At 56.3% G+C, this 25,267-nt stretch carries 15 protein-coding genes; 9 read left to right on the forward strand and 6 right to left on the reverse strand.

The window, feature by feature from the left end:
* The first annotated feature begins 15 nt into the window (after window positions 1-15).
* The 7 genes from A11S_RS00480 (at window position 16) to A11S_RS00510 (ending at window position 17,133) form a co-directional block, all read left to right on the forward strand.
* Window positions 16-1,476, forward strand: coding sequence for an NAD-dependent succinate-semialdehyde dehydrogenase (locus A11S_RS00480; protein WP_015466500.1), 1,461 nt, complete (start codon window positions 16-18; stop codon window positions 1,474-1,476).
* 13 nt (window positions 1,477-1,489) lie between these two features.
* Entirely contained in the window at window positions 1,490-2,005 is a 516-nt protein-coding gene (locus A11S_RS00485) for a hypothetical protein (RefSeq protein WP_148285076.1), read from the forward strand.
* 414 nt (window positions 2,006-2,419) lie between these two features.
* Entirely contained in the window at window positions 2,420-10,999 is an 8,580-nt protein-coding gene (locus A11S_RS00490; protein ID WP_015466503.1) for a T1SS-143 repeat domain-containing protein, read from the forward strand.
* Between the two features lie 323 nt (window positions 11,000-11,322).
* A complete protein-coding gene (locus A11S_RS00495) occupies window positions 11,323-12,729 on the forward strand; it encodes a TolC family outer membrane protein (RefSeq protein ID WP_015466504.1) in 1,407 nt (468 codons plus the stop codon).
* 138 nt (window positions 12,730-12,867) lie between these two features.
* Window positions 12,868-13,290: a hypothetical protein gene (locus A11S_RS00500; protein WP_015466505.1), complete on the forward strand. Its 423-nt coding sequence runs from the start codon at window positions 12,868-12,870 to the stop codon at window positions 13,288-13,290.
* Between the two features lie 124 nt (window positions 13,291-13,414).
* Window positions 13,415-15,700: a type I secretion system permease/ATPase gene (locus tag A11S_RS00505; RefSeq protein WP_015466506.1), complete on the forward strand. Its 2,286-nt coding sequence runs from the start codon at window positions 13,415-13,417 to the stop codon at window positions 15,698-15,700.
* Window positions 15,701-15,714: 14 nt separating this feature from the next.
* Window positions 15,715-17,133 carry an HlyD family type I secretion periplasmic adaptor subunit gene (locus A11S_RS00510; protein ID WP_015466507.1) on the forward strand — a complete coding sequence of 473 codons (1,419 nt, stop codon included), beginning with the start codon at window positions 15,715-15,717 and terminating at the stop codon, window positions 17,131-17,133.
* A gap of 147 nt (window positions 17,134-17,280) precedes the next feature.
* Here the strand turns inward: A11S_RS00510 and A11S_RS00515 are convergent, their stop codons facing one another.
* The 4 genes from A11S_RS00515 to A11S_RS00530 all read right to left on the reverse strand — a co-directional run bounded on the left by A11S_RS00515 (window position 17,281) and on the right by A11S_RS00530 (window position 18,979).
* Window positions 17,281-17,691: a SpoIIAA family protein gene (locus A11S_RS00515; RefSeq protein ID WP_015466508.1), complete on the reverse strand. Its 411-nt coding sequence runs from the start codon at window positions 17,689-17,691 to the stop codon at window positions 17,281-17,283.
* An 82-nt stretch (window positions 17,692-17,773) separates the two neighbouring features.
* Window positions 17,774-18,193 carry a SpoIIAA family protein gene (locus A11S_RS00520; protein ID WP_015466509.1) on the reverse strand — a complete coding sequence of 140 codons (420 nt, stop codon included), beginning with the start codon at window positions 18,191-18,193 and terminating at the stop codon, window positions 17,774-17,776.
* Window positions 18,190-18,579: a SpoIIAA family protein gene (locus A11S_RS00525; protein ID WP_015466510.1), complete on the reverse strand. Its 390-nt coding sequence runs from the start codon at window positions 18,577-18,579 to the stop codon at window positions 18,190-18,192. The genes A11S_RS00520 and A11S_RS00525 overlap by 4 nt, the downstream gene beginning before the upstream one ends.
* A 22-nt stretch (window positions 18,580-18,601) precedes the next feature.
* Window positions 18,602-18,979, reverse strand: a complete 378-nt coding sequence (locus A11S_RS00530) for a SpoIIAA family protein (RefSeq protein ID WP_015466511.1) — start codon at window positions 18,977-18,979, stop codon at window positions 18,602-18,604.
* A 363-nt stretch (window positions 18,980-19,342) separates the two neighbouring features.
* Here A11S_RS00530 and thrS point away from each other — a divergent pair, with 363 nt between their 5' ends.
* Together thrS and infC are read left to right on the forward strand one after the other, a co-directional pair.
* Window positions 19,343-21,325: a threonine--tRNA ligase gene (thrS, locus tag A11S_RS00535; protein WP_015466513.1), complete on the forward strand. Its 1,983-nt coding sequence runs from the start codon at window positions 19,343-19,345 to the stop codon at window positions 21,323-21,325.
* Window positions 21,326-21,398: 73 nt separating this feature from the next.
* On the forward strand, window positions 21,399-21,956 hold the full coding sequence (gene infC / locus A11S_RS00540; protein WP_051054869.1) for a translation initiation factor IF-3: 558 nt from the start codon (window positions 21,399-21,401) through the stop codon (window positions 21,954-21,956).
* A gap of 73 nt (window positions 21,957-22,029) precedes the next feature.
* Here infC and A11S_RS00545 read toward each other — a convergent pair whose 3' ends face one another.
* Both A11S_RS00545 and A11S_RS00550 read right to left on the reverse strand, forming a co-directional pair.
* Entirely contained in the window at window positions 22,030-23,178 is a 1,149-nt protein-coding gene (locus tag A11S_RS00545) for a tail fiber domain-containing protein (protein ID WP_051054870.1), read from the reverse strand.
* A gap of 194 nt (window positions 23,179-23,372) precedes the next feature.
* Window positions 23,373-25,196 (reverse strand): ABC transporter ATP-binding protein, encoded by a 1,824-nt coding sequence (locus A11S_RS00550; protein ID WP_015466518.1) that lies wholly within the window; start codon window positions 25,194-25,196, stop codon window positions 23,373-23,375.
* Window positions 25,197-25,267 lie beyond the last annotated feature (71 nt).

Consider the following 25,267-nt stretch of genomic DNA (forward strand, 5'->3'; position numbering starts at 1 on the left):
GGGAGATCGAAAACCATGTCCGCATCCTACGCCGATTTTATCAGGGACCGCGCCTTTATCAATGGCCAGTGGTCGCCCGCGTATTCGGAACGTATTTTTGCCGTGACCAACCCGGCGACGGGGGCGGTCATTGGCACCGTGCCCGACATGGGTGCGGATGAAACGGTTGCGGCGGTTGCGGCGGCAAAGGATGCCATGCCCGCCTGGCGCAAACGCACGGCCAAGGATCGCGCGAATATCATGCGCGCCTGGTTTAATCTGATCGTTGAACACGCCGATGCACTGGCCGCGCTCTTGACGGCGGAGCAGGGCAAGCCGCTGGCCGAGGCGCGGGGCGAAATTATTTACGGCGCGTCCTTCGTCGAATGGTTCGCCGAGGAAGGCAAGCGCATTTACGGCGACACCATCCCCTCGCACAAGGTGGACGCGCGCATCATGGTGACCAAGGAACCGATCGGCGTTGTCGGGGCCATCACGCCGTGGAATTTTCCCTGCGCCATGATCACGCGCAAGATTGCTCCGGCGCTGGCCGCCGGATGCACGGTGGTTTTGAAACCGGCTGAAGATACGCCGCTCTCTGCGTTGGCGCTGGCCGTTCTGGCCGAGGCCGCGGGGTTCCCGCCCGGCGTCATCAATATTGTCACCGGATCCTATGCCTCCGCCCCGGCGATTGGTGAGGTTCTGACCACGCATCCGGATGTGCGGAAAATTTCCTTCACCGGGTCGACCGAGGTGGGAAAAATTCTGATGCGCCAATCCGCCAGCACGGTGAAACGCCTGTCGCTGGAACTGGGTGGCAATGCGCCATTCATTGTGTTTGATTCCGCCAATATCGACCGTGCGGTCGATGGGGCGATGGCGTGCAAATTTCGCAACGCCGGGCAAACCTGTGTCTGCGCCAACCGGATTTATGTGCAGGACGGCGTCTATGACGAATTCGCCAAGAAATTGACGGCCAAGGTTGCGGCCCTGTCGGTGGGGTCGGGGGACAAAGACGGCGTGCAAATCGGCCCGCTGATCAACGAAGACGGCATTGAAAAGGTCAAAACCCATGTTGCCGATGCCGTGGCGCGCGGGGCAAAACTGGTGTGTGGCGGCAATACGCACGATGCGGGGCCGTTGTTCTTTGAACCCACGGTGCTGACCAACATGACGCCGGACATGCTGTTGAACAACGAAGAAACCTTCGGTCCCGTTGCGGGCCTGTTCCGCTTCACGGACGAAGCCGACGCGATTGCGCTGGCCAATGATACGCGCTTTGGCTTGGCATCCTATTTCTACACCAACGATCTGGCCCAAGCCTTCCGCGTGGCCGAATCGCTGGAATACGGCATGGTCGCCATCAACGAACCCATCCTCTCCACCGAAGTCGCCCCCTTCGGCGGCGTCAAGGAATCCGGCATGGGCCGCGAAGGCTCGCATTACGGCGTCGAAGATTTCGTGACGGTGAAATATACGTTGGTGGGCGGGTTGTAGGATGCGGGTTTGGGTGATTTCGGCTCTGCTGGTGGTGCTTCTATGCGCCACATCAAATTATGCAGAGGCAAGCGATCTTCGGAACATTCATCCTATCCGTAAACTAGAGGTGAAAAATCTGACGATCACGGAGCTTTCTGTGCTGGACCCTCTTTTGGGTGAAGGCATTGAGTTCGCTGGGAGCGAGCAAGGCGGTCAGATCGAAGTTGTGCAGTTTACTGATCAGCAAGGTCGTGAATTTTTAATCCGTAATGCGCAAAGCCCTTATAGTTGTGGCACGCGCGGATGCAGTACAGATTTTTTTCGGAAACTTCCAACCAGTTCTTATCAACGAATGAATATGGATATGGTGACGCTCCCACCATATTATCTGAAGACCTGTGGTGATTCGGTCAGCCTTCTCCTTTATGGCGGATCCGGCATGCCGGATCGGTATCCGGAATGGGGGTATGACGAGGTGTTGGATCAGTTCATCCTGATTCTATCCCACGAAACACAGGTTGAGGCCGAGACCTGCCCGGTAGAGTGAACTGAGGGCCAGCCCGCATCCTGAGATTTTGTTAACCATTCTTCGCTACGGTGGGTCCGGTGGGGTGGGGGCCTGTCCGGCAACCCATTTTTCATATATGTTCTGCGTTCGTTTTCTGCGTACCGTCCCGCCTTTTTTGTGCATCGTGTCATAACCTTGAGCGGTAGAGGGGCAATAATAAACCGCTCAGATCTGGATGTTATGTTGGTATCAGGTGGACCCAGGCCCGCACCCCGTTCCAGGGGGACAAGCCCGGATCGAAAAAAACACTCCGTATTAACATAATAAAGTTTGACTCTCCTGCACAAAAGGGGTAGAACTCTGCCATTCCTAAAAGGGATTGGTGTGCCTATGGTGTGCCCAATTTTCGGGCAATAAAAACGCGGTGAAACGCGCAATAGAGGAGAAGTTATAATGGCCGAACAAAAATCATCCACCGCACAGGTGTTTTCCGCGGATCAATCCAACGGCTTGCCGTTTGGTTCTGCGGATATCCAAGGCATGAGCCTGTCGCCCACTGGCGCACTGGTCATCAAGCTGACGGATGGGTCATCTCTCCAGATTGAAAATTTTAAAGAGCTGAGCGCGCAGGGTGCGCAGATCGCTCTGGCCGATGGCGAAGTCATCGACACAGCAAAATTACTGGCGACGTTGTCCGGCGCCACCAACGCTCCTGCGAATGATCGCGCCGACGGCCAGGCTGTGATCGTTGCTGCACCGGGCGCTGGCAAGACCGTCGAAATCACCATGGCAGACGGCACGGTTTACGAACTCTCCTTCGACCTCGATGCACAAACAACCCGCGTTGAAAGCAATGGCGATCTGGTCATTACATTTGCTGATGGCGGCGTTCTGGTTCTGCAAGGGTACAGCGATGCGGTGAAGGGTGATAACCCGCCGTCTTTGTCTCTGGCGGATGGCACCGTGATCAATGGTGTGGACGTTCTGACCATGGTGGCCAAAGACGTCGAAGCGGAAAAAGCTGCGCAGGTTGAACCGGCCTCCGGTCAAACCGATAATGTTGATCTGGCGCAACTGGCTGAACAATTGGCGGCTGTTGAACCGGCGGCTGGTGAAGCGGGCGGTGCAGGCGGATCCCGTGGTGGTTTTGGTTTCCAAAGCGCGGTTGATTCCGCCCCGCTGGACAGCCCGGATGCCATCGGCCCGATTGGCCCGACAGCGTTGCAATACAATATCCCGGAATTCAAGGAAGACATTTTCTTCGAAGAAGGCCCGGCCCCGACCCCGGTGGCCCCGCCGCCGCCGTCTCTGGAAGTTGGCGATTCTGTTGTGAAGGAAGATGGTTCGGTTCAACTGGTGATTCTGGCTGATTCGGGCACGGCAACGGGTGTGAACCTGGTCATCACCGTCTCCGGCATTCCGGCGGACTGGACCGTAACACCGGGTCTGGGTACCTATGACAGCACGACCGGCACATGGACCTTCACATTGCTGGGCGGTGGTTCCACCTCTCAGGCCCCGACATTGTCCCCGCCGGCCCAATCCGACGTTGACCTGCCGAACCTGCAAGTCACCGCAACGAACATCAGCACCACAACCGGCCTCAGCTCCAGCAGCAACGGCACGATTGACGTGACGGTTGATGCCGTGGCCGATGCGCCGACCGTGAATGGCAGCGATGCCACCGGCAACGAAGGCGTTGTTCTGCCGGTCTCCATCAACGGCGCGCTGGGCGTTGATAATTTCGACTCATCCGAATCCATTTCCCACTACATCATTTCCGGTGTTCCGACGGGCTTCACCCTGTCCGCTGGCGTTGACCAAGGTGGTGGCGTCTGGCGTCTGGACCCGTCCGATCTGGCGGGCCTGACCATCAATCCGAACGATGCCGATTATTTCGGTACGTTTGATCTGGACGTGACGATCCACACCGTGGATACGCCGACTGACGTTGAATTTGATTCAACCGACAACATCAATTCCGCGACGGATAAACTGACCCTGACCTGGAAGCCGGAAGCCAATCCGCCGACCATTCAGGTCAATGGCGGTGTCGATGACGTCGTCGTCAAGGAAGACAAATCTGTAGATGTGGATATTGTTGCAGCTCTGGACCCGCTGGGTTCCGGCAACGAAGTGCTGACTGTCACCGTGACTGGCATTGATCCGACATGGATCGTGACGGACAAGAACGCCGATGGATGGGTTAACCTCGGCGGTGGTGTCTGGCAAATCACAATGCCGGCTGGCCAAAACTATACTGGCACCCTGACCTTTACACCGCCGGCTCAATCCGATCTGGATTTGACCGGACTGAACGCAACGGCCACCGCCTTTGAACCGGCAACGGGTACGTCTGCGAATGCTAATGATGCGTTCCAGATCATCACCGACGCCGTTGCGGATGCACCGGATGTGACGGCCAATGGTGGTACCGAAGTTGAGGGTACACCGATTGCCATTACCATCAACGGCATGTTGGGTGTTGATACGGATGGTTCCGAATCCATCAGCCACTACACCATCTCCGGCGTTCTGCCGGGCTTCAATCTGTCCGCGGGTCTGAATTTGGGTGGTGGTGTCTGGCAATTGACCCCGGCGCAGCTGGCTGGCCTGACGATCACGCCGTCCAGCTCCAATTTTAATGGTACGCTTGGCCTGACGGCGACCGTACACACGGTGGATACGCCGAACGACGTTGAAAACGACACGGGTGACAACACCAACTCTGACTCCGCTCCGCTGAACGTCACATGGACTCCGGTCATCAACCCGCCGTCCATTTTGGCGAATGGTGGTGTTGATAACGCACAAGTGAAAGAAGATGGCACCGTTGGTGTTGATCTGGTCGCCAATTTGGGTGCAAACCCGGCTGTGGGCGAATACATGGTCGTGACCGTCACGGGCATTCCGTCCAGCTGGGGCTTCTCTGCTCCGGTTGGCACATACAATGCTGCCACGGGCACGTGGACTTACACGGTTCCGGCAAACTCCAACCTGACCACCACACTGACCTTCACGCCACCGGCTGAATCCGATGTGGATTTGTCGGGCCTGAACGCATCCGTTGTGGCGTTTGATCCGACCGCCGGTATCCAAACTGCGCCGGTCAATGACGGTTTTGGCATTATTGTTGACGCTGTCGCCGACAAACCGGACATCACCGCCAATGGCGGCACCGCTGCCGAAGGGACGCCGATCGCGCTGACCCTGAACGGCATGCTGGGCTCGGATAATTTTGACGGTTCCGAATCGATCAGCCACTACACCATTTCCGGTGTTGATCCGGGCTTCACCCTGTCCGCTGGGACGAATTTGGGTGGTGGTGTCTGGCAATTGACGCCGGCGCAACTGGCTGGCCTGACGATCACGCCGCCGAACTCCAACTTCAACGGCACGTTGGACCTGACCGCGACCGTTCACACGGTGGACACACCGACCGATGGTGAATTTGCAACAGGTGACAACACCAATTCCGACTCGGCCCCGCTGACCGTAACCTGGACCCCGGGCATCAACCCGCCGAGCATTCTGGTCAATGGTGGCGTTGACGATGCATGGGTGAAGGAAGACGGCTCCGTGAATGTGGCGCTGGTCGCCAATCTGGGTGCCAATGCCGATAGCGATGAATACATGGTTGTGACCGTAACGGGTATCGACGCCAGCTGGGGCTTCTCCGCTCCGGTCGGGACGTACAATGCCGCAACGGGCACCTGGACCTATACCGTTCCGGCGGGCCAAAACCTGTCGACGGTTATGACCTTTACGCCGCCGGCAAACAAAGACATCGACCTGACGGGTCTGGTGGCCACGGCTGTGTCGAAGGATGTGTCCTCAGGCCAAACCAGCGCTCCGGCGAATGACGGCTTCAACGTCCGCACAGACGCGGTGATTGATGCTCCGAATTTGAGCGCAAGCAACGCATCCGGCTCCGACAACACCCCGATCGCGCTGAACATCGCGACCAGCGTGGGCGACACGGACGGGTCCGAAGTCATTACGCACCTGACCATCACGGGCGTGCCGTCTGGCGCAACCCTGTCGGCGGGTACGTACAATGCCGCAACCGATACATGGACATTGACCCCGGCGCAATTGGCGGGTCTGACCATGACCCCGGTGCGCGGGACCGAAGGGTCTTACACGCTGACGGTTAAAACCTTTGCCAAGGAACAAAACCTGAGCGGCCTGGAAAATGATCTGAGCGACAACGATGCAACCAAACAGGTTACATTGAATGTGACGGTCACCGATGATGAGCCGCAAAACTTCAACGCACCGGGTAAAACGGTCGATGAAACGACACTGCACACATCGCCGACAGTCACGGTGACCAACACCCTGACCGCGAATTTCGGTTCCGATGCCCCGGGCAGCTTCGGCTTCGCCGGTGCGGCACCGAGCGGCCTGACCTCGAACGGGGTTCCGGTTGTTGTGACCTTGTCCGGTAACACCTACACGGCGACTGCCGGTGGTGACCCGATCTTTACCCTCAGCCTGAACCCGGCCACGGGCACCTACACGTTCAACCTGACCGGTGTTCTGGATCACCCGATTGCGGGCAACCCGAACGAACCGATCAACCTGAACTTCGGCGTAACGGCCACCGACGCCGATGGCGATGTGGCCAACGGCACCGTGACCATCACGGTTCTGGACGATGCCCCGACCGCCCATGACGATGTCAACAACTTCGACATTCTGGATGGTGGCACGACTGGTAACGTGATCACGGGTCTGAACGCTGACAATGTCGGCGCGGCGGATCTGGGTTCACAAGACGTTCCGAACAAAGTGACGGCTGTGTCCTTCGGTGGCACGACCGTGACCGTTCCGGCCACGGGCGAAGCCACGATCGAGGGCGATCACGGCACCCTGAAAATCAAGGCGGACGGATCTTACACGTATGAAGTGAAAGCGGGCCCGGCTCCGGATCAGGATTATAACGTTGTCATGATGCTGGACGTGTCCGGTTCCATGGGCGATGCGAATGATCCGTCGTCGAAAATGGCGAAACTGATCGACGCCGTTCAAAACCTGATGAACGACTTCAACGCCTATCCGAACGGCGACATCAATGTTCACATTGTTCCGTTCGGCACCGACTCGCTGACGGGGCAGACATTCAATGTCACCGATGCGTCCGGTCTGGCGGCTGTTCTGGCCTATCTCGAAGGGTTGAATACCACGGGCGGCTTCACCAACTACGAAGCCCCGCTGGCGGATGCGGCGGCATGGCTGGCTGCACAGCCGGCTGGCGCAACGAACATCAGCTATTTCGTGTCTGATGGCGAACCGAACCGTTATATCGACAGCAACGGCAACGTTGCCTCCGGTAACCTGTCCACCATCCTGAGCCAGTTGAATGGCGGTGATGGTTCCCCGGAAATCTCCACCCTGCAAGGTCTGGGTGAAGTGATTGCCGTGGGTATCGGCGTCAATTCTTCGACGCTGGACAATCTGGATTACATCGATACGGGTGCAAACGCGATCGACGTTCAAGATCCGGATGACCTCAGCTCCGCGCTGGCCAACGCCAGCCCGATTGGCGGCGCGACACCGGGCACGGATGTGTTCGAATACACGCTGACCGACGCCGATGGCGATCCGTCCAAAGCCACGCTGACCCTGAATGGCGAAGCACCGGACGTTCTGCCGCCGACCATTACGGTCAATAACGGTGTGGACGATGCGATTGTGAAGGAAGACGGGTCCGTTTTCGTCTCGATCGTGGCCAACCTGGACCCGGCGGGTCCGGCGGGTCAGGTCCTGACCGTAAAAGTCACGGGCATCAATGCCGACTGGACGATCACCAATGCCAACGGCACCTATAATGCTGGTACCGGCACCTGGACGATCACTCTGCCGGCGGGCCAAAATTACAATGGTGGCCTGACCTTCAAACCGAAAGCCAATAGCGATGTTGATTTGTCCGGTCTGGTTGCAACCGCAACCGCAACGGAACCGGTGACGGGTCTGACGGCCTCCAACACCGACGCGTTCCGCGTTGTCACGGATGCGGTTGCCGATGCGCCGAATTTGGTGGTCAGCAACGCCGCAGGGTCTGATAACGGCGCCATCGCGCTGAACATCCTGACCTCGGTCAATGATCTGGACGGTTCGGAAACGATCTCCAGTGTTGTCATCTCCGGTGTTCCGGCGGATGCGACATTGTCCGCTGGTGTGAAACAGTCCAACGGCGATTGGGTTTTGACCAAGGCGCAATTGATGGGTCTGGCTATTACCCCTGCGCGTGGGTCCGAAGGCACCTTTACGCTGACCGTGAAATCCACCGCGACCGAAACCAATCTGGCTGGCGTGGAAGTGGATTTGACTGACAACAATGCGTCGATCACCAAAACCTTGACCGTGACGGTGACGGATGACGAGCCGCAAAACTTCTCGGCTCCGGCGAAATCGGTTGATGAAACCAACATGGCGGCAACCGGTTCGACCAGCGTGTCGGGCACGTTGAGCGCAAACTTTGGCACGGATGCACCGGGCGCCTTTGGTGCAACGGGCACGTTTAATGGCCCAACGGGTTTGACCTCGGGTGGCGTGCCTGTGATTGTTACTCTGTCCGGCAATACCTACACGGGTATGGCGGGTACGGAGCCGGTCTTTACGCTGAGCGTGGGTTCGAACGGGTCCTATACCTTCAACTTGACGGGAACGCTGGATCATCCGAACACATCCAACCACAATGACAGCCTGATTCTGAATTTTGGTGTCAAGGCAACGGACGCGGATGGTGATACGGCAACGGCAACAGTGCAGATCAATGTTCTGGATGACGGCCTGACCGCGCGTGACGATATGGCGACGGTGGACATTGCTACCGGTGTAACCACCGGTACGGTCGTCACCAACGACAGTTTCAGCCAGGATGCCCCGAACAAAGTCACGGCTGTGTCCTTTGGTGGTACAACGGTTGCTGTTCCTGCCACGGGCGAGGCTACGATCAACGGTGATCATGGCACGCTGAAAATCAAGGCTGACGGAACCTATACCTACACCCTGTCCCCGTATCCAGGCGTAGGCGCACCTGCGACGCAGGTGGCTCTGTTGTCCGACGCGACCACGGGCGTCACGGTTCAGGTTCTGGCCAGCCAGACAGCCAGCGGTGTTGAATTCACCGTGAAATTGCTCAGCGGAACGGCGGACCTGAATGGGTTCTTCCTGGATGTTGATGGCAATGGCGGCCCGATCTTCTCGATCGGTGAATCCGGCAACAACATGTCGGGCACGTCCGGTTTCGACTATGCCCAGGTTCTGGGCACTGTCGGCGGCGGCGATCCGGCTGTGACGCAATCAACATTCACGATCGCCGGTCTGACACTGGCGGATGTGGATGGTGGTAAGATTGGTATTCGTGCGACCAGCTCCGGGTCTGGCGGCAGCCAGAGCCTGAAACTGGTGGGCGACTCCGATGTGTCGACGGGTGATACGCAAGATCAATTCACGTACACACTGAAAGACTTTGACGGGGATTCTGACACGGCCGTTCTGACGATCAACAGCCAGGCCCCGGTTGCTCCGGTCCTGCTGGTTGGCACCAACGCCGATGACAAAACGGGTTCGACAACGGATTATGTTGTAGGCAATGACGAAGGTGTGATCACCGGCGGCGCGGCCAGCGATATCCTGATTGGCGATGCCGGTGGATCGTCCATGCAGAACGTGAACAAAGACTACAACATCGTCATGATGCTGGACGTTTCTGGTTCCATGGGCAGCAATGATCGTTCGGGCGACCGGATGTACAAGCTGATCCAGGCGGTGAAAAACCTGGTGGGTGATCTGGATCAATATACGGGCGGCGATGTGATCATTCACTTCGTTCCGTTCGCAACCAATGTTGGTACAGAACGCACCTTCAACCTGGCCACGGATTCGCTGAGCAGCATTTACGCTTACATCGAATCGCTGGACGGCAACGGCTTCACCAACTACGAAGCCCCGATGCAGGCCGCGATTGAATGGATGGAAGATGCCGCCGCCGCTAACCCGGATGCGGAACGCATCAGCTACTTCATCTCTGACGGTGCGCCGAACCATTATGTTGATAATAATGGTACCGTGCGTGAAGCGTCGTGGGGTGCGGACGAGGCCATGGATCAAATTCGCGGCAGCGCGGACTATGGTCAAGTTGGCTACGGTGATAATGTCCGCGATGACAACACCAATGAGATCGCAATGCTGCAAGCACTGAGCGAAGTGATCGGTGTTGGTATCAACCTGGGTGCCACCAGCACAAACTTTGGCTATATCAAGGAAATCGACTCCGACGGTGTTGCCATCAACGTGAACGACTCCGATGACCTGTCCGCGGCTCTGCAAGGCGCGAGCCCGCTGAACCAGCTGGCGGATCTGGGTGATGACGTTCTGGTTGGCGGGAATGGCAATGACATCCTGTTCGGCGACTCGGTCTTCACCGACGATCTGGCTTTGGCGCAGGGCTTGTCCACGCTGAAAGGCGCGGGCTGGGACGTCTTCGCGAAGCTGGAAGCGGGTCAAGGCACCAATGCGGGCTGGACCCGTGCGGATACGATTGATTACATCCGCACCCATGCCGAAGCTTTGGCCACTGAATCGGTCACCAGCACGGGTGACACCCGTGACGGCGGCGACGATACGCTGAACGGTGGGGCCGGCAACGACCTGATCTTCGGTCAGGAAGGCAACGACACCATTAATGGTGGCGCGGGCGATGACACGCTGTATGGCGGTTCGGGTGCCGATACCTTCCTGTATCAGTCGATGGCCGATGGTAAAGACACGATCAAGGACTTTGATGCGGCCGAAGGTGACCGTGTTGACCTGTCCGATCTGCTCTCCGGTCTGGGTTACAACCCGGCGCAGGATGCGATCAACGACTTCGTGTTCGCACGGACCGAAAGCGGCAAGACCATCCTGTCGATCGATACGACGGGTATGGGGAACGCCGCTGGTGCCCAAGACATCGTGGTTCTGGACGGCGTCAATGCCACCCTGAATCAACTGTTGACCGCCGGTGTTGTGACCGACGTTTAATTGATCGGATTTACAGAATAATAAAAATGGCCCGGGGGTGTCCTCGGGCCATTTTTTTATGAACGGATCGGGGTGAGGGTGGAGGGGCCGCCGTCCATCTGCATACAAAAACACCCTATATGAATTACGGAAATCGCCCTCTGGACCCCGGCCCCGTTTCGCGCTATAAGTGACGGGCAAATTTATATTGGAACACAATGGGTTTCGGTATAAAACGGGTGTGCCGGGCGATCCCGTCATTCCAAAGGTTATCCACTTTGGGCTGTACGTTTCTTGGACCGCGCCGGATCATATTGTTCGTCATGATTTAAATGGGGAAAGCAGTGACCTCTGTTCGTCTTTTCAAATATTTGACCGTTGGTGTTTCGGCGCTGGCCCTGTCTTCCACTCTGTCGTTCGGTGCGCTGGCACAGGATATGGGCATGACCGCCTCCGCCTCTGGCGAAATGGTGGCCAAGGACCCGATGCAAATCTCGCTGAGTGAAGCGGTTGCCATCGGTGTGCGCACCAACCCGGAATATAACATCGTGGCCAACAACCGCCGCGCAACGGACGAAGAATTGAACCAAGCGAAAGCTTTGTATCTGCCGTCCATCGACGTTGCTGCTGATACCGGTTTTGAGCACAGCGATGACCCGTCCACCCGCGGTGGTCTGGATGAAGATGACGAAGAAAACATGTGGCGCTACGAAGCGGGCATCACATTGACGCAGATGCTGTTTGACGGCTTCGAAACCAAACACGAAGTCGGTCGTCAAAAAGCCCGCGTTGAATCCGCATCGCACCGCGTACGCGAAGCATCCGAACTGACCGGTCTGGCCATTGTTGAGGCCTATCTGGACGTGATGCGCCAACGCGAATTGTTGCGCATCGCCCGCCAGAACGTGGCCGATCACATCACCATTCTGGAACAGATCGAAGACAGCTCCGACGTGGGTCGCACCACGACGGCTGACCTGGAACAAACCCGTGCGCGTCTGGCATCCGCCCGTGCGAACGAATCCAGCGTGCGTGAATCCCTGCGCATTTCTGAGGCGGCATACATGCGCGCCGTTGGCGAAGCACCGAAAAATCTGGTGATGCCGCTGGTTCCGGTTGATGGCCTGGCCGCCGATGTCGAAGCGGAGGTGAAAACCGCTCTGCACCAATCCCCGACGCTGGATATTTTCGAAGCCGACATGCGTGTCGCGAACGAAGAATATCAAGGCGCATACTCCACCTTCTACCCGCAGGTTGATTTCCAGGCCAACGCCCGGAACGGTGAAGACCTGAACGGTGTTGAAGGTCGCGATACCAGCGCATCCGCTTTGCTGGTGCTGAACTGGAACCTGTATCGCGGCGGTGCCGATAACGCCCGCGTCCGCGAGTTCATGAGCCGCGAAGCCCAGACGAAAGAAGAACGCGCCAAGGCCGCCCGTGGCGTTGAAAACGAAGTGCGTCAAACCTGGGCCCGTATGGTGTCCGCCGGTGAACGCGCCCGTGAATTCGCCGCCCAGGCCGCCGCCAACCAGGAAGTCGTAAAAGCGTACAAGGACCAGTTCGATCTGTCCCGCCGTACGTTGCTGGACGTTCTGGACGCGCAAAACGAATTGTTCGTATCCCAAAGCAACACGGTAAACTCCGAATTCCTGGAAATGTTCGCGGTGTACCGCCTGCTGGGCCTGAAGGGCGAATTGCTTCCGGTTCTGGGCGTAGCCTATTCCCGCGAAGCCGATCCGGCGAAAATGTAATCGCCGCCTTCGTAATCTTGAATTTAAACCCCCGGCCTGTGTGCCGGGGGTTTGTTTTTTGTGCCTCTTGCCATTGCGCCGCACCCTGTGCCAGTCTGGGGCCATATTTAAAAAATGCGAAAAATAACAGGGGTTTTTATGACCGGGACATCGTTTGAAGAACGCAAAAAAGCCTTTAATGACGCCGCTGAAACAGCGTTGCAAAACATGGAATATCGGATCTATCGCGACCCGTTGATCACCATGGGGGTGATGGCGTTTGCCAAAAAGGTGCTGGATCTGACCGATCATGGTGCGCGCATCCGCGCGGCGCAATTGCTGGCCCCCTATGTGATGCAGGGTGGCACGATGGGCTATGCCGTGTTCCAGACCTGGGAACCGCTGGTCCGTAAAATTGGTGAGGTGGACCCGATCCGGGCGGAAAAGCTCTCCGGGGCCTATTTCAATATGATGGATGACAGCGCGGACCCGCGTTTCGCCAAGGCCTATAAATTGTACTCCGATATGTCCAATCTGGTTCAGCAGAACCAAGCCATGGCTTATCGCCCATTCCGGGATTAAGACGGATTCGGGGTGGGCGGACTAGGCTCCGCGCACAAGGTCTGATAGAATAAAGCCCTCTTCCTGCACGTCCCGGTGTCGCCGGGGTGCCCTTCCTTTTATTTCTATCCGGGATTTTATCGCCGTGACCTTATCGCCATCTGATGCCGCCCCAGAAGCGCAATCTGAACAATCCGCTCCGGATCAGGACAATACCTGGCCGTTGCAAGCCGATCGCATGGCATCGCATTCGCCATTGGTCGATTGCCTGCGTCTGCTGGCCGGGCATTATGGCCGCCGCACCTCTGCCGCCAGCCTGACCGCTGGCCTTCCCATTCCGCCCACGGGCATCACGCCCGCCTTGTTTGTGCGCGCCGCCGAACGCGCCGACATGAATGCGCAACTGGTCGATCGTGGCGTTGATGCGCTGGCGATTGCGCCGAATTTGCCGTGCATTCTGGTGCTGGAAAAGGGGCAGGCCTGTATCCTCTGGGATGTGAAATATCCGGCCAAGCACCCGCCGAAAAAAGAACCGGGCCATGCGGTTGAACTGCACCCCGAAACAACCTTCGTTGTGCAATTTGCCGAAACCGCAGATGCGCGCGAAGACATTCCGCTGGCGCGTATGCGTGACCTGTATGCAGGGTATGCGTTCTTTGTGCGCCCGGTCGCGCGTACGGATGACCGTGCGGGTCCGGCAGAAATCAACACCGCGCGTGATTGGTTCTGGGGCGCGCTCAAGGAACATAAGCGCCTGTACAAGGAAGTGGCGGTGGCCGCGGTCCTGATCAATATTTTCGCGTTGGTCAGTTCGCTGTTCACCATGAATGTGTATGACCGCGTGGTGCCTAATGCGGCGTTCGATACGCTGTGGGTGCTGGCCGCCGGTGTAGCGACGGTTTATACCTTTGATTTTATTCTTAAAAATTTGCGGGCGCAGTTTCTGGATTTTGCCGGACGCAAGGCCGATATCAAAATCTCCGCCAGCCTGTTTGAACAAATTCTCGGCATGACCATGGCCGCCCGTCCAGCCAGCGCCGGTGTTCTGGCCAGTAACATGCGCGAATTTGAAGGGCTGCGCGATTTCTTCACCTCGGCCACGCTGGTCGCGCTGATCGATCTGCCTTTCATTGTCATGTTCATTCTGCTGATCCTTGTGATTGCGGGCCCATGGGTGGCGTTGGTGCCAACCGTATGTGTGCCATTGGTGATTCTGTTCGGGTATCTGATGCAGCGTCCGTTGGCCAAGATCATGAAAGAATCGATGATGGAAAGCGCGCTGAAAAATGCGCTGCTGTTCGAGGCCATTTCCGGTCTGGAAACGGTCAAGGTCCAGGCGGCGGAAGGCCACACCCAACGCAAGTGGGAAGAGCTGAACGAAAAATCATCGCGCACCGGAATGAAGTCGCGAAAATTATCGTCCTTCGCCATGAACTTCACCATGTATATCCAGCAACTGGCCAGCGCGGCGGTGGTCATCGTCGGCGTGTACCAGATTGTTGAGGGCAATATCACCATGGGTGCGCTGATCGCCTCGGTGATCCTGTCGGGCCGCGCCATGGCACCGTTGGCGCAGGTGGCGGGCCTTTTGACACGCATGAGTCAATCAAGACAGGCACTTATTCAGCTTGATGATCTAATGAAACGCCCGGTCGAACGCCCGGCGGGCAAGCATTTTATCTCCATGCCGGCGATCAAGGGCAATGTCGAATTCCGTGATGTTGTTTTCAAATATCCGGGCCAAACCATTCCGGCCCTGAACCATGTCAGCTTTACCATCAACCCGGGTGATCGCATTGGTGTGATTGGTGCGGTGGGGTCGGGCAAGACGACATTGGAACGGTTGCTTCTGAACCTGTACCAACCCGACAGCGGGTCGGTGCAGATTGACGGCACCGATGTGCGCCAGATTGATCCGGGTGATTTGCGCCGTTCCGTTGGTGCGGTTCAACAAAGCCCGCAACTGTTCTACGGCACCGTGCGTGAAAACATAACCATGGGGCATGAAACCGCACCGGACCGTTCCGTCCTGCGCGCCGCCGATCTGGCTGGGGTGATGGAATTTTTGCGCGAAACCCAGGCCGGGTTGGATACACAAGTGGGTGAACGGGGCGAAGCTTTGTCCGGTGGTCAACGTCAGGCCGTCGCGATTGCGCGCGCACTGCTGTACGATCCCCCGGTGCTGGTTCTGGACGAACCGACCGCGTCGCTCGACCCCGCGTCGGAACAACGTTTAATGAAACGTTTGAATGTCCTGTGTGAAAATAAAACGACGATTCTGATCACGCACAAAGGGACAATGCTGGGGCTGGTGAATAAAATCATCCTGCTGGATCGTGGCCGTGTGGTTGATTTCGGACCCAAGGATGATGTCATCCGTAAATTACAGGCCCGCCAATATGGCACCCAGGCCGAACAAACCGACGTTTAAATGGACACAGTGTCATGAATACACCTGTAAAAAAACAGAACGCCGAAAAAAAACCTGCTGAAGACACCATCAATTCCAGCGCGGGCTGGGCCAAGGCGCAGCAGGATTGGGCCAAGCAGAATTTTGAAAAAATGCAGGCCCACGCCGACCGCTATTTTACGACGGACGAAGAACTCCCTTTGTCGCGTCATTTGATTCTGGTGTTTTCGGTCTTGTTCTTTGTGGTCTTTGTCCTGTGGGCCAGTTTTGCCCCCATTGACGAAGTGACGCGCGGGCAGGGCAAGGTTATTCCTTCGGGCGAGGTGCAGATTGTCCAAAGTCTGGACGGCGGCATTGTCGACGAATTTATGGTACGCGAAGGCGATGATGTGACGGCGGGGCAGGTGATTATGCGCCTGCGCGATGTTGATGCGTCATCAGATCTGGGTGTGAACCAGGCCAAATATCTGGGCCTTTTGGCCACGATCGCCCGGTTGCGCGCCGAAGCCGAGGGTAAAGCCACGCCGGAATTCCCTGAATCGGTCATGAAGGGCGCCCCGCAAAGCGTGACGGAACAACTGGAGGCCTTCCGGGCCAATACGCAAAGCTTGAACGCGCAACTGGCCGTATATGAACAACAATTGGCCCAGCGGGAACAGGAAGTACGCGAACTGAACACCCGTGCCGCCGATTTGCGCGAAGTGATCCGCCTGTCCCGGTCTGAACGCGACATGATCGCGCCGCTGGTTGAACGTGGTTCGGCGCCGAAGATTGAATTGATTCAATTGGAACGGGGTTTGAAGGAAAAACAATCCGAATTGAACTCGGCTTTGTCGGCCCTGCCGCGTGCGCAATCCGCCGTGGCCGAAGCCAAGGCGAAAATTGACGAAGTAACCGACACCGTACGGGCACAGGCGCAAACGGAATTGTCGGCCAAACAAATCGAAATGAATGCGATCAGCCAGACATTGGGATCGTTGGAAGATCGTAAAACCCGCACCGAAATCCGCTCGCCTGTGAATGGCACGGTAAAGGATTTAAAAATCAATACGGTTGGCGGTGTGGTCAAGCCCGGGGACCCGATTTTGGAAATCGTGCCGAAGGATGACCAGCTGCTGGTCGAGGCTCAGATTCGCCCATCCGATATTGCGTTTCTCTATCCAGGGCAGGTTGCCGTGGTAAAAATCACCGCCTATGATTTTTCCATCTATGGCGGGTTGAAGGGTGAGCTGGTCGATATTTCCGCCGACTCCATCACCAATGAAAAGGGCGAAAGTTTTTACCGTGTGAAAGTACGCACGAATGAAAACAGCCTGAAGCGCAAGGGTGAGGTTTTGCCGATCATTCCCGGCATGGTGGCGTCGGTCGATATTATGACGGGCAAGAAAACGGTGATGGAATATATCCTGAAACCGCTGATCAAAACCGTCGACGGCGCGATGCGCGAGCGTTAAGGGCCAGCATTCAACGCTCCCCACAATGTCATTCCCGCGAAAGCGGGAATCCATGGGATGGTGGCGGGGGTTGTATGGATTCCCGCTTTCGCGGGAGTGACAGCGGGGAAGATAGAAAAGGGCTTCGTTTCCCCGGATTCCGCTTCATCACGCAGGCTCGTTGCTTTTGATCCAGCGCACGGCCTCTTCCAATTCGCCGGCCGGGTAGATGCGCATAACACCCAGTATTTTTGGTGGCAGGATCAATCGTGATTTCATCATCGCCCGTTCGGTCGGGTTAATGTACGCCAGCCGTGTTGCGAACGGAGCCTGGTAAAAGATGGTTTTCAAGTTCAATTCCGCCGCGTCATCTTCCCACCCCAGAAAATCGACATATTCGATCAACATGCGCAATTGGCCGTGTTTTTCGATTATGGCGTTGCCGATATCAACGCAGACATCTTTATAGTCTTGGGTGTTGATAATCCCGGTATAGCGGACGCAGAATGTGTCCAGCTCGGTATAAGGCAGGTTGATAACGGTTTTCCCGACCGTGGGGTTTGTCTGATCGTTTGGCATCTATGATTTAAAAACAAAAAAGAAATCTATAGACGTTATATAAGAAGGGTCAGACACCCTTGTCTACATATCTAAGGTGGTGTTATGCGGCGGGGGTTTTGTGATTGGTCCGCTCCGGGCGGTTCAACCATTCCACGGCTTCGGCGATTTTTCCGGCTTCAAACATGCGCATATTATTTTTCAAATCTGTCGGCAGCAGCATGTGGGCCTTGGCCAGTGTGCGCTTGCTGGGGTTGATATAGACCAGCTTGCGGACGAACGGACATTGGCGCAGTACCGTTTTAAAATTTAATTCGGCGGCATCATCATCCCATCCCGCGAAATTCGGGCCAAATTCGATCAACAGGCGGATGGAACCGTATTTGGCAATGGCGGCATCGGATTCTTTGATGAAAATATCGGTATATTCTGCAACATTCATAACGCCGTCATACCGGGCGCAAAATAAATCGCCCTCGGTTTGCGGCAGGATGGTTACGCATTTCTCTTTCGTATTGGTCATTGTGTTTCCGGCGTGTAGGCCTGCATCCATGCAATGGCTTCGTCCAGATCCTCCAGGTTAAAATACCGCGTTTCCGCTTTGATAATCGGGCGCATCATTTTCATCAGCAGGATGCGCTGGTCCGGTGGGCTGACATACGCCAGACGGCGGGCCGTGCCACCAATGTCGGTGATGCATTTAAAACTCAGCGCCGCGGCCTGTTCCGACCATCCCTTAAAATCGCGGTCGTAATAAACCAGCAGATTGTACCACCCGTTTTTTTCCTGTATCGCGCGCACGGGCGCATCAAAAAACTGCATGTAATCGTCCGGACTGACGGTGTCGCGCAAATGCACGAACAGCGTTGTGGCGTTGCTTTGCGGCATGATCGTAATGGTCTGCGTCATGCAATCCCCCGCGAAAATGGTGCTATATCCGGACCCAGGCCAGGGCGTCCTGAAACTGGTCCGGGTTAAAAATACGCAGGTCGGTTTTCAAAGCGGCCTGACGCATTCCGATATACTGAACCATTTTTTCCGGCAGATTGACAATCGCCAGTTTTTTCAAATGCTGGGCCAGAAACAGGGTCGAGGCCAGATCGGCCATCGCCGCTTCTTCCTCCCACCCCTGAAATTTTTCAAACAGGATGACCAAGCGGATTTCTCCCTGATCGGTCACCATTTTCTGCGCCAGTGGCAGGAACTGGGTTTTGTATCCTTCGCCACTGATCGGTTTGTCCACGCGGACGCAGATCACGCGGTCATCCGTTTCGGGCATGATCTCATTGAATTGTGTCGTATCCGTCATCCGGCGTGCATCCATTCCCATGGTAAAAAGTATAGGCGTGCTACCTTACACCAAACTTATTTTCCATAGACAAATAGCACGCAAAAGTGAATAAAGCATATATTCGAACACGCTGATAAATAAGCAGAAAGCGGCCCCGGGGATGGCCCGGCCCGCATCCGGTGTGACCGGGGCGCTGCGATGGGCGGGCAGGGGTGGTGGCGGGGACGTTGGTGGAGCCGGTGATCATGCTGAAAAGCCACGATTTATAACGCCGGAAGGGGTGTGGCGGCTTGCTTTTTGTGCGGACATTGTGTTTCTTAACATATCGTGCGGCGCAACGGGTTTCGCGCCGCCGTATATTAGCAAATTACAAGGTTCACCATGTCCAACACCGCTGCCGCTCTGGATCAAATCACCCTCACATTGCCTGACGGGGCCACGCGCACCGTTCCGGCGGGGACCACCGGCCTGCAATTCGCCGAATCGATTGCGAAATCGTTGGCCAAGGCGGCGATTGCCATTTCCGTGAATGGTGAAATCCGTGACCTGTCCCGCCCGTTGGAAGACGGTGCAACGGTCAGCATTATCAAACGCGAGGATGCTGCCGCGCTGGAGATGATCCGTCACGATTGCGCCCACGTCCTGGCCGAAGCGGTGCAGGAATTGTTCCCGGGCACGCAGGTCACAATCGGCCCGTCCATCGAAAACGGATTTTACTACGACTTCGCCCGCAACGAACCCTTCACGCTGGAAGATCTGCCGAAGATCGAAGCGAAGATGAAAGAAATCATCGGCCGTGGTGCCGCCTTCGAACGCGAAGTCTGGGACCGCGAAGAAGCCATCAAATTCTTCACCAACAAGGGGGAGATGTACAAGGCCGAGCTGATCCGCGATCTGCCGGGCACCGAAACGATCACGATTTATAAACAGGGCACATGGCTGGATCTGTGCCGTGGCCCGCATATGCCGACCACGAAACATATTGGTACGGCATTCAAGTTGACCAAGGTCGCGGGCGCGTACTGGCGTGGGGATTCGTCCAAGGCGATGCTGACCCGGATTTACGGCACCGCTTGGCGCACCGAAGATGAATTGCAAGCCTACCTGACCCAGATTGAGGAAGCGGAAAAACGCGACCACCGCAAACTGGGCCGTGAAATGGATCTGTTCCATTTGCAGGAAGAAGCCCAAGGGTCCGTCTTCTGGCATGACAAGGGTTACACCATCTGGCTCGCGCTGGAGGGCTATGTCCGCCGCCGCTTGAAATCCGCTGGCTATATCGAGGTGAAAACGCCGCAGTTGATGGATTCCCGCTTCTGGGAACAATCCGGCCACTGGGGCAAATACCGCGAAAACATGTTCGTGGTGCCCGATGTCGTGCCGAACACGGAAGAGGGCGGTAAGGTTTTCAAGGAAGAGCCGAAACATTTCATGGCGTTAAAACCCATGAACTGCCCGGCGCACGTCCAGATTTTCAATCAGGGCATCAAATCCTATCGCGACCTGCCAATCCGCATGGCGGAATTTGGCTGCTGTCACCGCAACGAAGCGCACGGCGCCCTGCACGGTCTGATGCGCGTGCGTCAGTTCACGCAGGACGACGCCCACATCTTCTGCCGCGAAGACCAGATCGAAGCGGAATCCATGGCGTTCTGCGAATTGCTGCGCGTCATGTACACCGACCTCGGCTTTACCGATGTGGTGGTCAAGCTGGCCACCCGCCCGGAAAAACGCGTCGGGACGGAAGAAAGCTGGGATTACGCCGAAAACGCCTTGAAACAGGCGCTGGACAAAGCCGGTCTGGCCTATGAAATCGCGCCGGGTGACGGGGCGTTCTATGGTCCGAAACTGGAATTTCACATCCGCGATGCGATTGGCCGGTCCTGGACCTGTGGCACGTTGCAGCTGGACCCGAACCTGCCGGAGCGCCTGGGTGCGTCCTATATCGGCGAAGACGGGGCCAAGCACCGCCCGCTGATGTTGCACCGGGCCATTTTGGGATCGTTGGAACGCTTCATCGGTATTTTGATCGAGAACTATGCCGGGAAATTGCCGCTCTGGCTGGCCCCGGTTCAATGTGTGGTGGCCACCATCACATCCGATGCGGATGATTACGCCCGTGACGTGCTGGAAAAACTCAAAGCCGCCGGCATCCGGGCCGAAATCGACCTGCGCAATGAAAAGATCAATTACAAGGTGCGGGAGCATTCCCTGGCCAAGGTCCCGGTCATGTTCGTGGTCGGCAAGCGCGAGGCCGAGGAGCAAAAGGTCGCCATTCGTCGCCTGGGCGATGACAAACAGGCCTTTGACCCGCTGGAATCCGCGATTCAGGCTCTTGCAGAAAGCGTGAAACCGCCGTATTAATAACCCCTTATAGAAACTCGGGGGCGTGATGATCCGCCCTTCGCAACTTTAACTGAAACAATGGAGACGACCCATCGCTAGACCACCTGTACCCCCGCGCCGTGATGCACCCCGTGATGACGGTCCGCGCGTGAATGCTCAAATCCGGGTGGACAAGGTCCGCCTGATCGGTGCCGATGGTGAAATGGTCGGCGTTGTGTCGATTCGCGAAGCTCTGGCCGCTGCGGAAGAAGCCGGCCTGGATCTGGTCGAAATCTCCCCGGGTGCGGAACCGCCGGTCTGCAAAATCCTCGACTTCGGTAAATACAAGTACGAGATGCAGAAGAAGGCGAACGAAGCCCGCAAGAAACAAAAAGTCATCGAGATCAAAGAACTGAAATTGCGTCCCGCAATCGGTGATCACGATTACGAAGTGAAGATGAAGGCCGCGCGCCGCTTCCTGGAAGATGGTGACAAGGTGAAATTCACCCTGCGCTTCCGTGGTCGCGAAATGGCGCACCAGCAATTGGGGATGGAAGTTCTCAATCGCGTGAAGGAAGATTTGTCGGGTCTGGGCAAGGTTGAAATGGAACCGCGCTTGGAAGGCCGCCAGATGATGATGGTCATCGCATCTGAAACGCCGAAGGCCTAAGCGCTTCGCTGTTGAATTAAAAAGCCCCCGAAAATTCGGGGGCTTTTTTTTAAATCAGGCCGTATTCGGTGAATTATCTTTCTTCGGCGGATTCCAGCCTTTCAACCCGGTGGCGCAGGTCCGTGTTTTGCGTCCGCAAGATATCATTTTCGATTTTCAGTTCTTGTACCGCTTTGACCAGGGGGACCACCACAGTGGAATAGCTCATGGACTTTGCGTTCTGAACAATTTCTTTTGTGCCGTCTTCTGTTGTGATTTCAGCATCTGGGCCATACCCAACTAACTCCGGCAGAATCGGTTCAACTTCTTGTGCGATAAATCCCATTTCCGCCTTTCCGGACGATTTAACGTCGCGCCAATGATACCGCACGGGGCGCAGTTGCATGATAGCCTGCAACCCGTCTTTATCACCCAACGGTGTGATGTCCTTTTTCAATCGCCTGTCGGATGCGCTGGACCAGGCTCTGTTCCCGCCGCATCCGTAGGTGTTCACTGCGAAACAATAAATCGCATATCCCGTATTGCTGTTGCTGAGGGCATAAAGACCGTAATTGACACCGCTGGCAGATGCCGCATAAGCGTAAACGCCATATCCCGTGGGACTGTCCGAATGTCCTTGGACGCCATAATTGACATCGGACGTTGATGATGTGCGCCCATAGACACCAGTTGCCCCGTAACCGCCGCCGCTGTTGGTTCCGTAAATGGCGGCCGCGCTGGATGATGCCGTTGTAATCGCAACGGACAGTAATCTTCCCGTCGCTGTTGATGATGTGATGGATAATCCGGGGCTGGATGTAATCCCATCCCATGTCCATGTCTGGGGATAGTTGGCGTTATTGATTGTGTTGGATGCTGTGGCTGGGGTCAGGCTTGAAATTGCGGCCGCGCCCATGCTGACCCATGCTGTTCCGTTGCAAAAACTCCATGTCGATGCCCCGTTGTAGCGCAATCGACCCAGTTTCTCCGTTGTGCATGATGTTGCATCGTTCCCAATTTGCAGCAGGGATGTTCCCGCCGGGCTTTGCTCCAGCGCGTTTTGCCATGTCGTGCCGTTGCATATCAATGTGCGGCTTGGGATTTGTTCCGGTCCGCCGGTTTGTCGAACCTCGCCATTCGTGCTGCACGAATCACCGGGCTGCGTTTCGGCGGCCAGAACGTAAGACGGAAAAATAGAGAAAATGACCCATAAAAAAATGGGAAAAAGGGCGTGAAAGCGCATCGCGAGTGATAACAATATTATAAATAAATATCTGCGCTAGCTTTCAATGGCAGCTTTGGGACGCTGCGGCTTTGCGCTATCACTCTGATTCCGGCACCAACGCCAAAGGCTTTCGAGACCTTGCAATGTGGGTACGATTATATGCGTCTTTTCCCTTCATTCAAGAGGGATATTGCGGGCGCGGTCCGCTATCTCTATTGCGCCGCAACGGCTTCACCGTCAATAAAATGTTCCGACTGCATGGCCCATAATTTGGCGAACGTGCCGTTTTGGGCCAGCAATTCGGCGAACCCGCCATTTTCGACAATCTCGCCGTTCTCCATAACGATCAGATTGTCGGCATGTTTCACGGTGGACAGGCGGTGGGCGATGATGACCATGGTTTTGCCGGCGAAAGCCGTTTCCATCGCGGTTTGAATGACCTGTTCCGACAGGGAATCCAGCGCCGATGTCGCCTCGTCAAAAATAATCAGATCGGCATTGCGCACAAACGCCCGGGCAATCCCCAGGCGTTGGCGTTGACCGCCGGACAATTTGATCCCGCGTTCCCCAATCATCGTGGCATCGCCATCGGGCAGGCTGGCAATCAATTCATCCAACGCGGCGTGGCGCAGCGCGCGTTGGTATAATTCCTCGTCCACATTGTCGATGCGGTCGAGCAGGATATTGTCGCGGATGGTGATGTTGAACAATTCCACATCCTGCGGCACCAGGGCGATGCGGTTCAACCATTCATGCCCGGGGATATTGTTCAGATTGACCCCACCAACCGTGATGGCACCGGTTTCGGGCAGCATCTGTTTCATCAACATGCGCACCAGTGTGGATTTCCCCGCGCCGCTGCGCCCGGTCAGGGCGATGGTTTTCCCGCGCGGAATGGTCAGGTTGATGCTGTGCAGGGCATGACCCTTCTGCCCGTCATAGGTGAAATTGACATCGTTAAAACGGATATCGTTCCAATCGGCGGGCAGGGATTGCGCGGGCGCAAAATCCATCATCTGCGGTTTTTCGCGCAATGTTTCGGATATGCGCATGAACCCGTTGCGGTATTCCAGGAACTGGTCCTGCATATAGACCATTTCTTCCAGACGGGACCACAAATTGAACATCAGGAAGAACACGGTGGCAAAGGCACCGGCGCTTAACCATCCGCCAAACATCCCGGGCAGGCACAGGCCGAGCGTCAGGACGATCCAGAAAAACGCCGTCATGTTCAAAACCGTCCATTTGAAATAGGTGATTTTGAACACGTCGCGCATGGCGAAATGGGCGTCGGCCTCGTGGCGTTGGGCCTGTTCGTCGATATAGGCGCCCATGTTGAACGCCTTGACCGTGCGCACCGCGCCGACAAATTCGTAAACGCGGGCGGTCAGTTTTTCCAGCATCTTGTTATGACGGTCGTGCATTTTCGGCAAATTGCGCGCCGTATAAACGCCCACCGCCATAAAGGTCACGATAAACCCGGCGTACAAGAGGAGGAAATAAAACGGCGCATCAATCAGAAGGACGGATGCGAAAATACCAATCACACTACCCACAAACGGGACCAGCGACCATTTGTAGATGTTATAAAGCTGTTTCAGCGATGACCGTGCAGTGGTGATGCGCTGCATCTTGCTGCCCGACCCTTGCGATTCATGCCAGTTCAGTGACAGGCGATTCATGTGCCGGACGGAGAACAGCGCCATACTGCGATTCAAGCGATCTTCCATCGCCGCTTCGTTCAGGAACAACCCCATGGAGATCAGCGCCAGCCCATAGGCCACCATATACGGCACAATCATCCACATCAGGCGGGCGGGATCGGTCATGGCCCAGCCTTCTTCAAATCCCTTGATCGTGATCCCGATAAAAAACGGCATCATCGCCAACGTGGCGAAACGCACGATCCGCAGCGCGGTGAACATGAAAAATGTCCGGCGATACGGTTTCAGGAAAAACCACAGCCAGCGCAGGAACGACGCCGATTCCGCGGGCAATTCGCGTTCGTCGGGCAGGATGAATTGGGGGTCTTGCATGGCTGTACTCCAAAGATTCTTTCATACGTCATCCCGGCGAAAGCCGGGGTCTTTATTCGGTCTTGTATCGT

It is taken from the genome of Micavibrio aeruginosavorus EPB (assembly GCF_000348745.1).
In the GTDB taxonomy this organism is placed as follows: domain Bacteria; phylum Pseudomonadota; class Alphaproteobacteria; order Micavibrionales; family Micavibrionaceae; genus Micavibrio; species Micavibrio aeruginosavorus_A.

What these genes read in the sequence shown, in the direction of transcription:
- A11S_RS00480 (WP_015466500.1), top strand. Translation starts at nt 16, where the DNA reads ATGTCCGCATCCTACGCCGATTTTATCAGGGACCGCGCCTTTATCAAT.
- A11S_RS00490 (WP_015466503.1), top strand. Translation starts at nt 2,420, where the DNA reads ATGGCCGAACAAAAATCATCCACCGCACAGGTGTTTTCCGCGGATCAA.
- A11S_RS00500 (WP_015466505.1), top strand. Translation starts at nt 12,868, where the DNA reads ATGACCGGGACATCGTTTGAAGAACGCAAAAAAGCCTTTAATGACGCC.
- A11S_RS00510 (WP_015466507.1), top strand. Translation starts at nt 15,715, where the DNA reads ATGAATACACCTGTAAAAAAACAGAACGCCGAAAAAAAACCTGCTGAA.
- A11S_RS00515 (WP_015466508.1), bottom strand. Translation starts at nt 17,691, where the DNA reads ATGCCAAACGATCAGACAAACCCCACGGTCGGGAAAACCGTTATCAAC.
- A11S_RS00520 (WP_015466509.1), bottom strand. Translation starts at nt 18,193, where the DNA reads ATGACCAATACGAAAGAGAAATGCGTAACCATCCTGCCGCAAACCGAG.
- A11S_RS00525 (WP_015466510.1), bottom strand. Translation starts at nt 18,579, where the DNA reads ATGACGCAGACCATTACGATCATGCCGCAAAGCAACGCCACAACGCTG.
- A11S_RS00530 (WP_015466511.1), bottom strand. Translation starts at nt 18,979, where the DNA reads ATGACGGATACGACACAATTCAATGAGATCATGCCCGAAACGGATGAC.
- thrS (WP_015466513.1), top strand. Translation starts at nt 19,343, where the DNA reads ATGTCCAACACCGCTGCCGCTCTGGATCAAATCACCCTCACATTGCCT.
- A11S_RS00545 (WP_051054870.1), bottom strand. Translation starts at nt 23,178, where the DNA reads ATGCGCTTTCACGCCCTTTTTCCCATTTTTTTATGGGTCATTTTCTCT.
- A11S_RS00550 (WP_015466518.1), bottom strand. Translation starts at nt 25,196, where the DNA reads ATGCAAGACCCCCAATTCATCCTGCCCGACGAACGCGAATTGCCCGCG.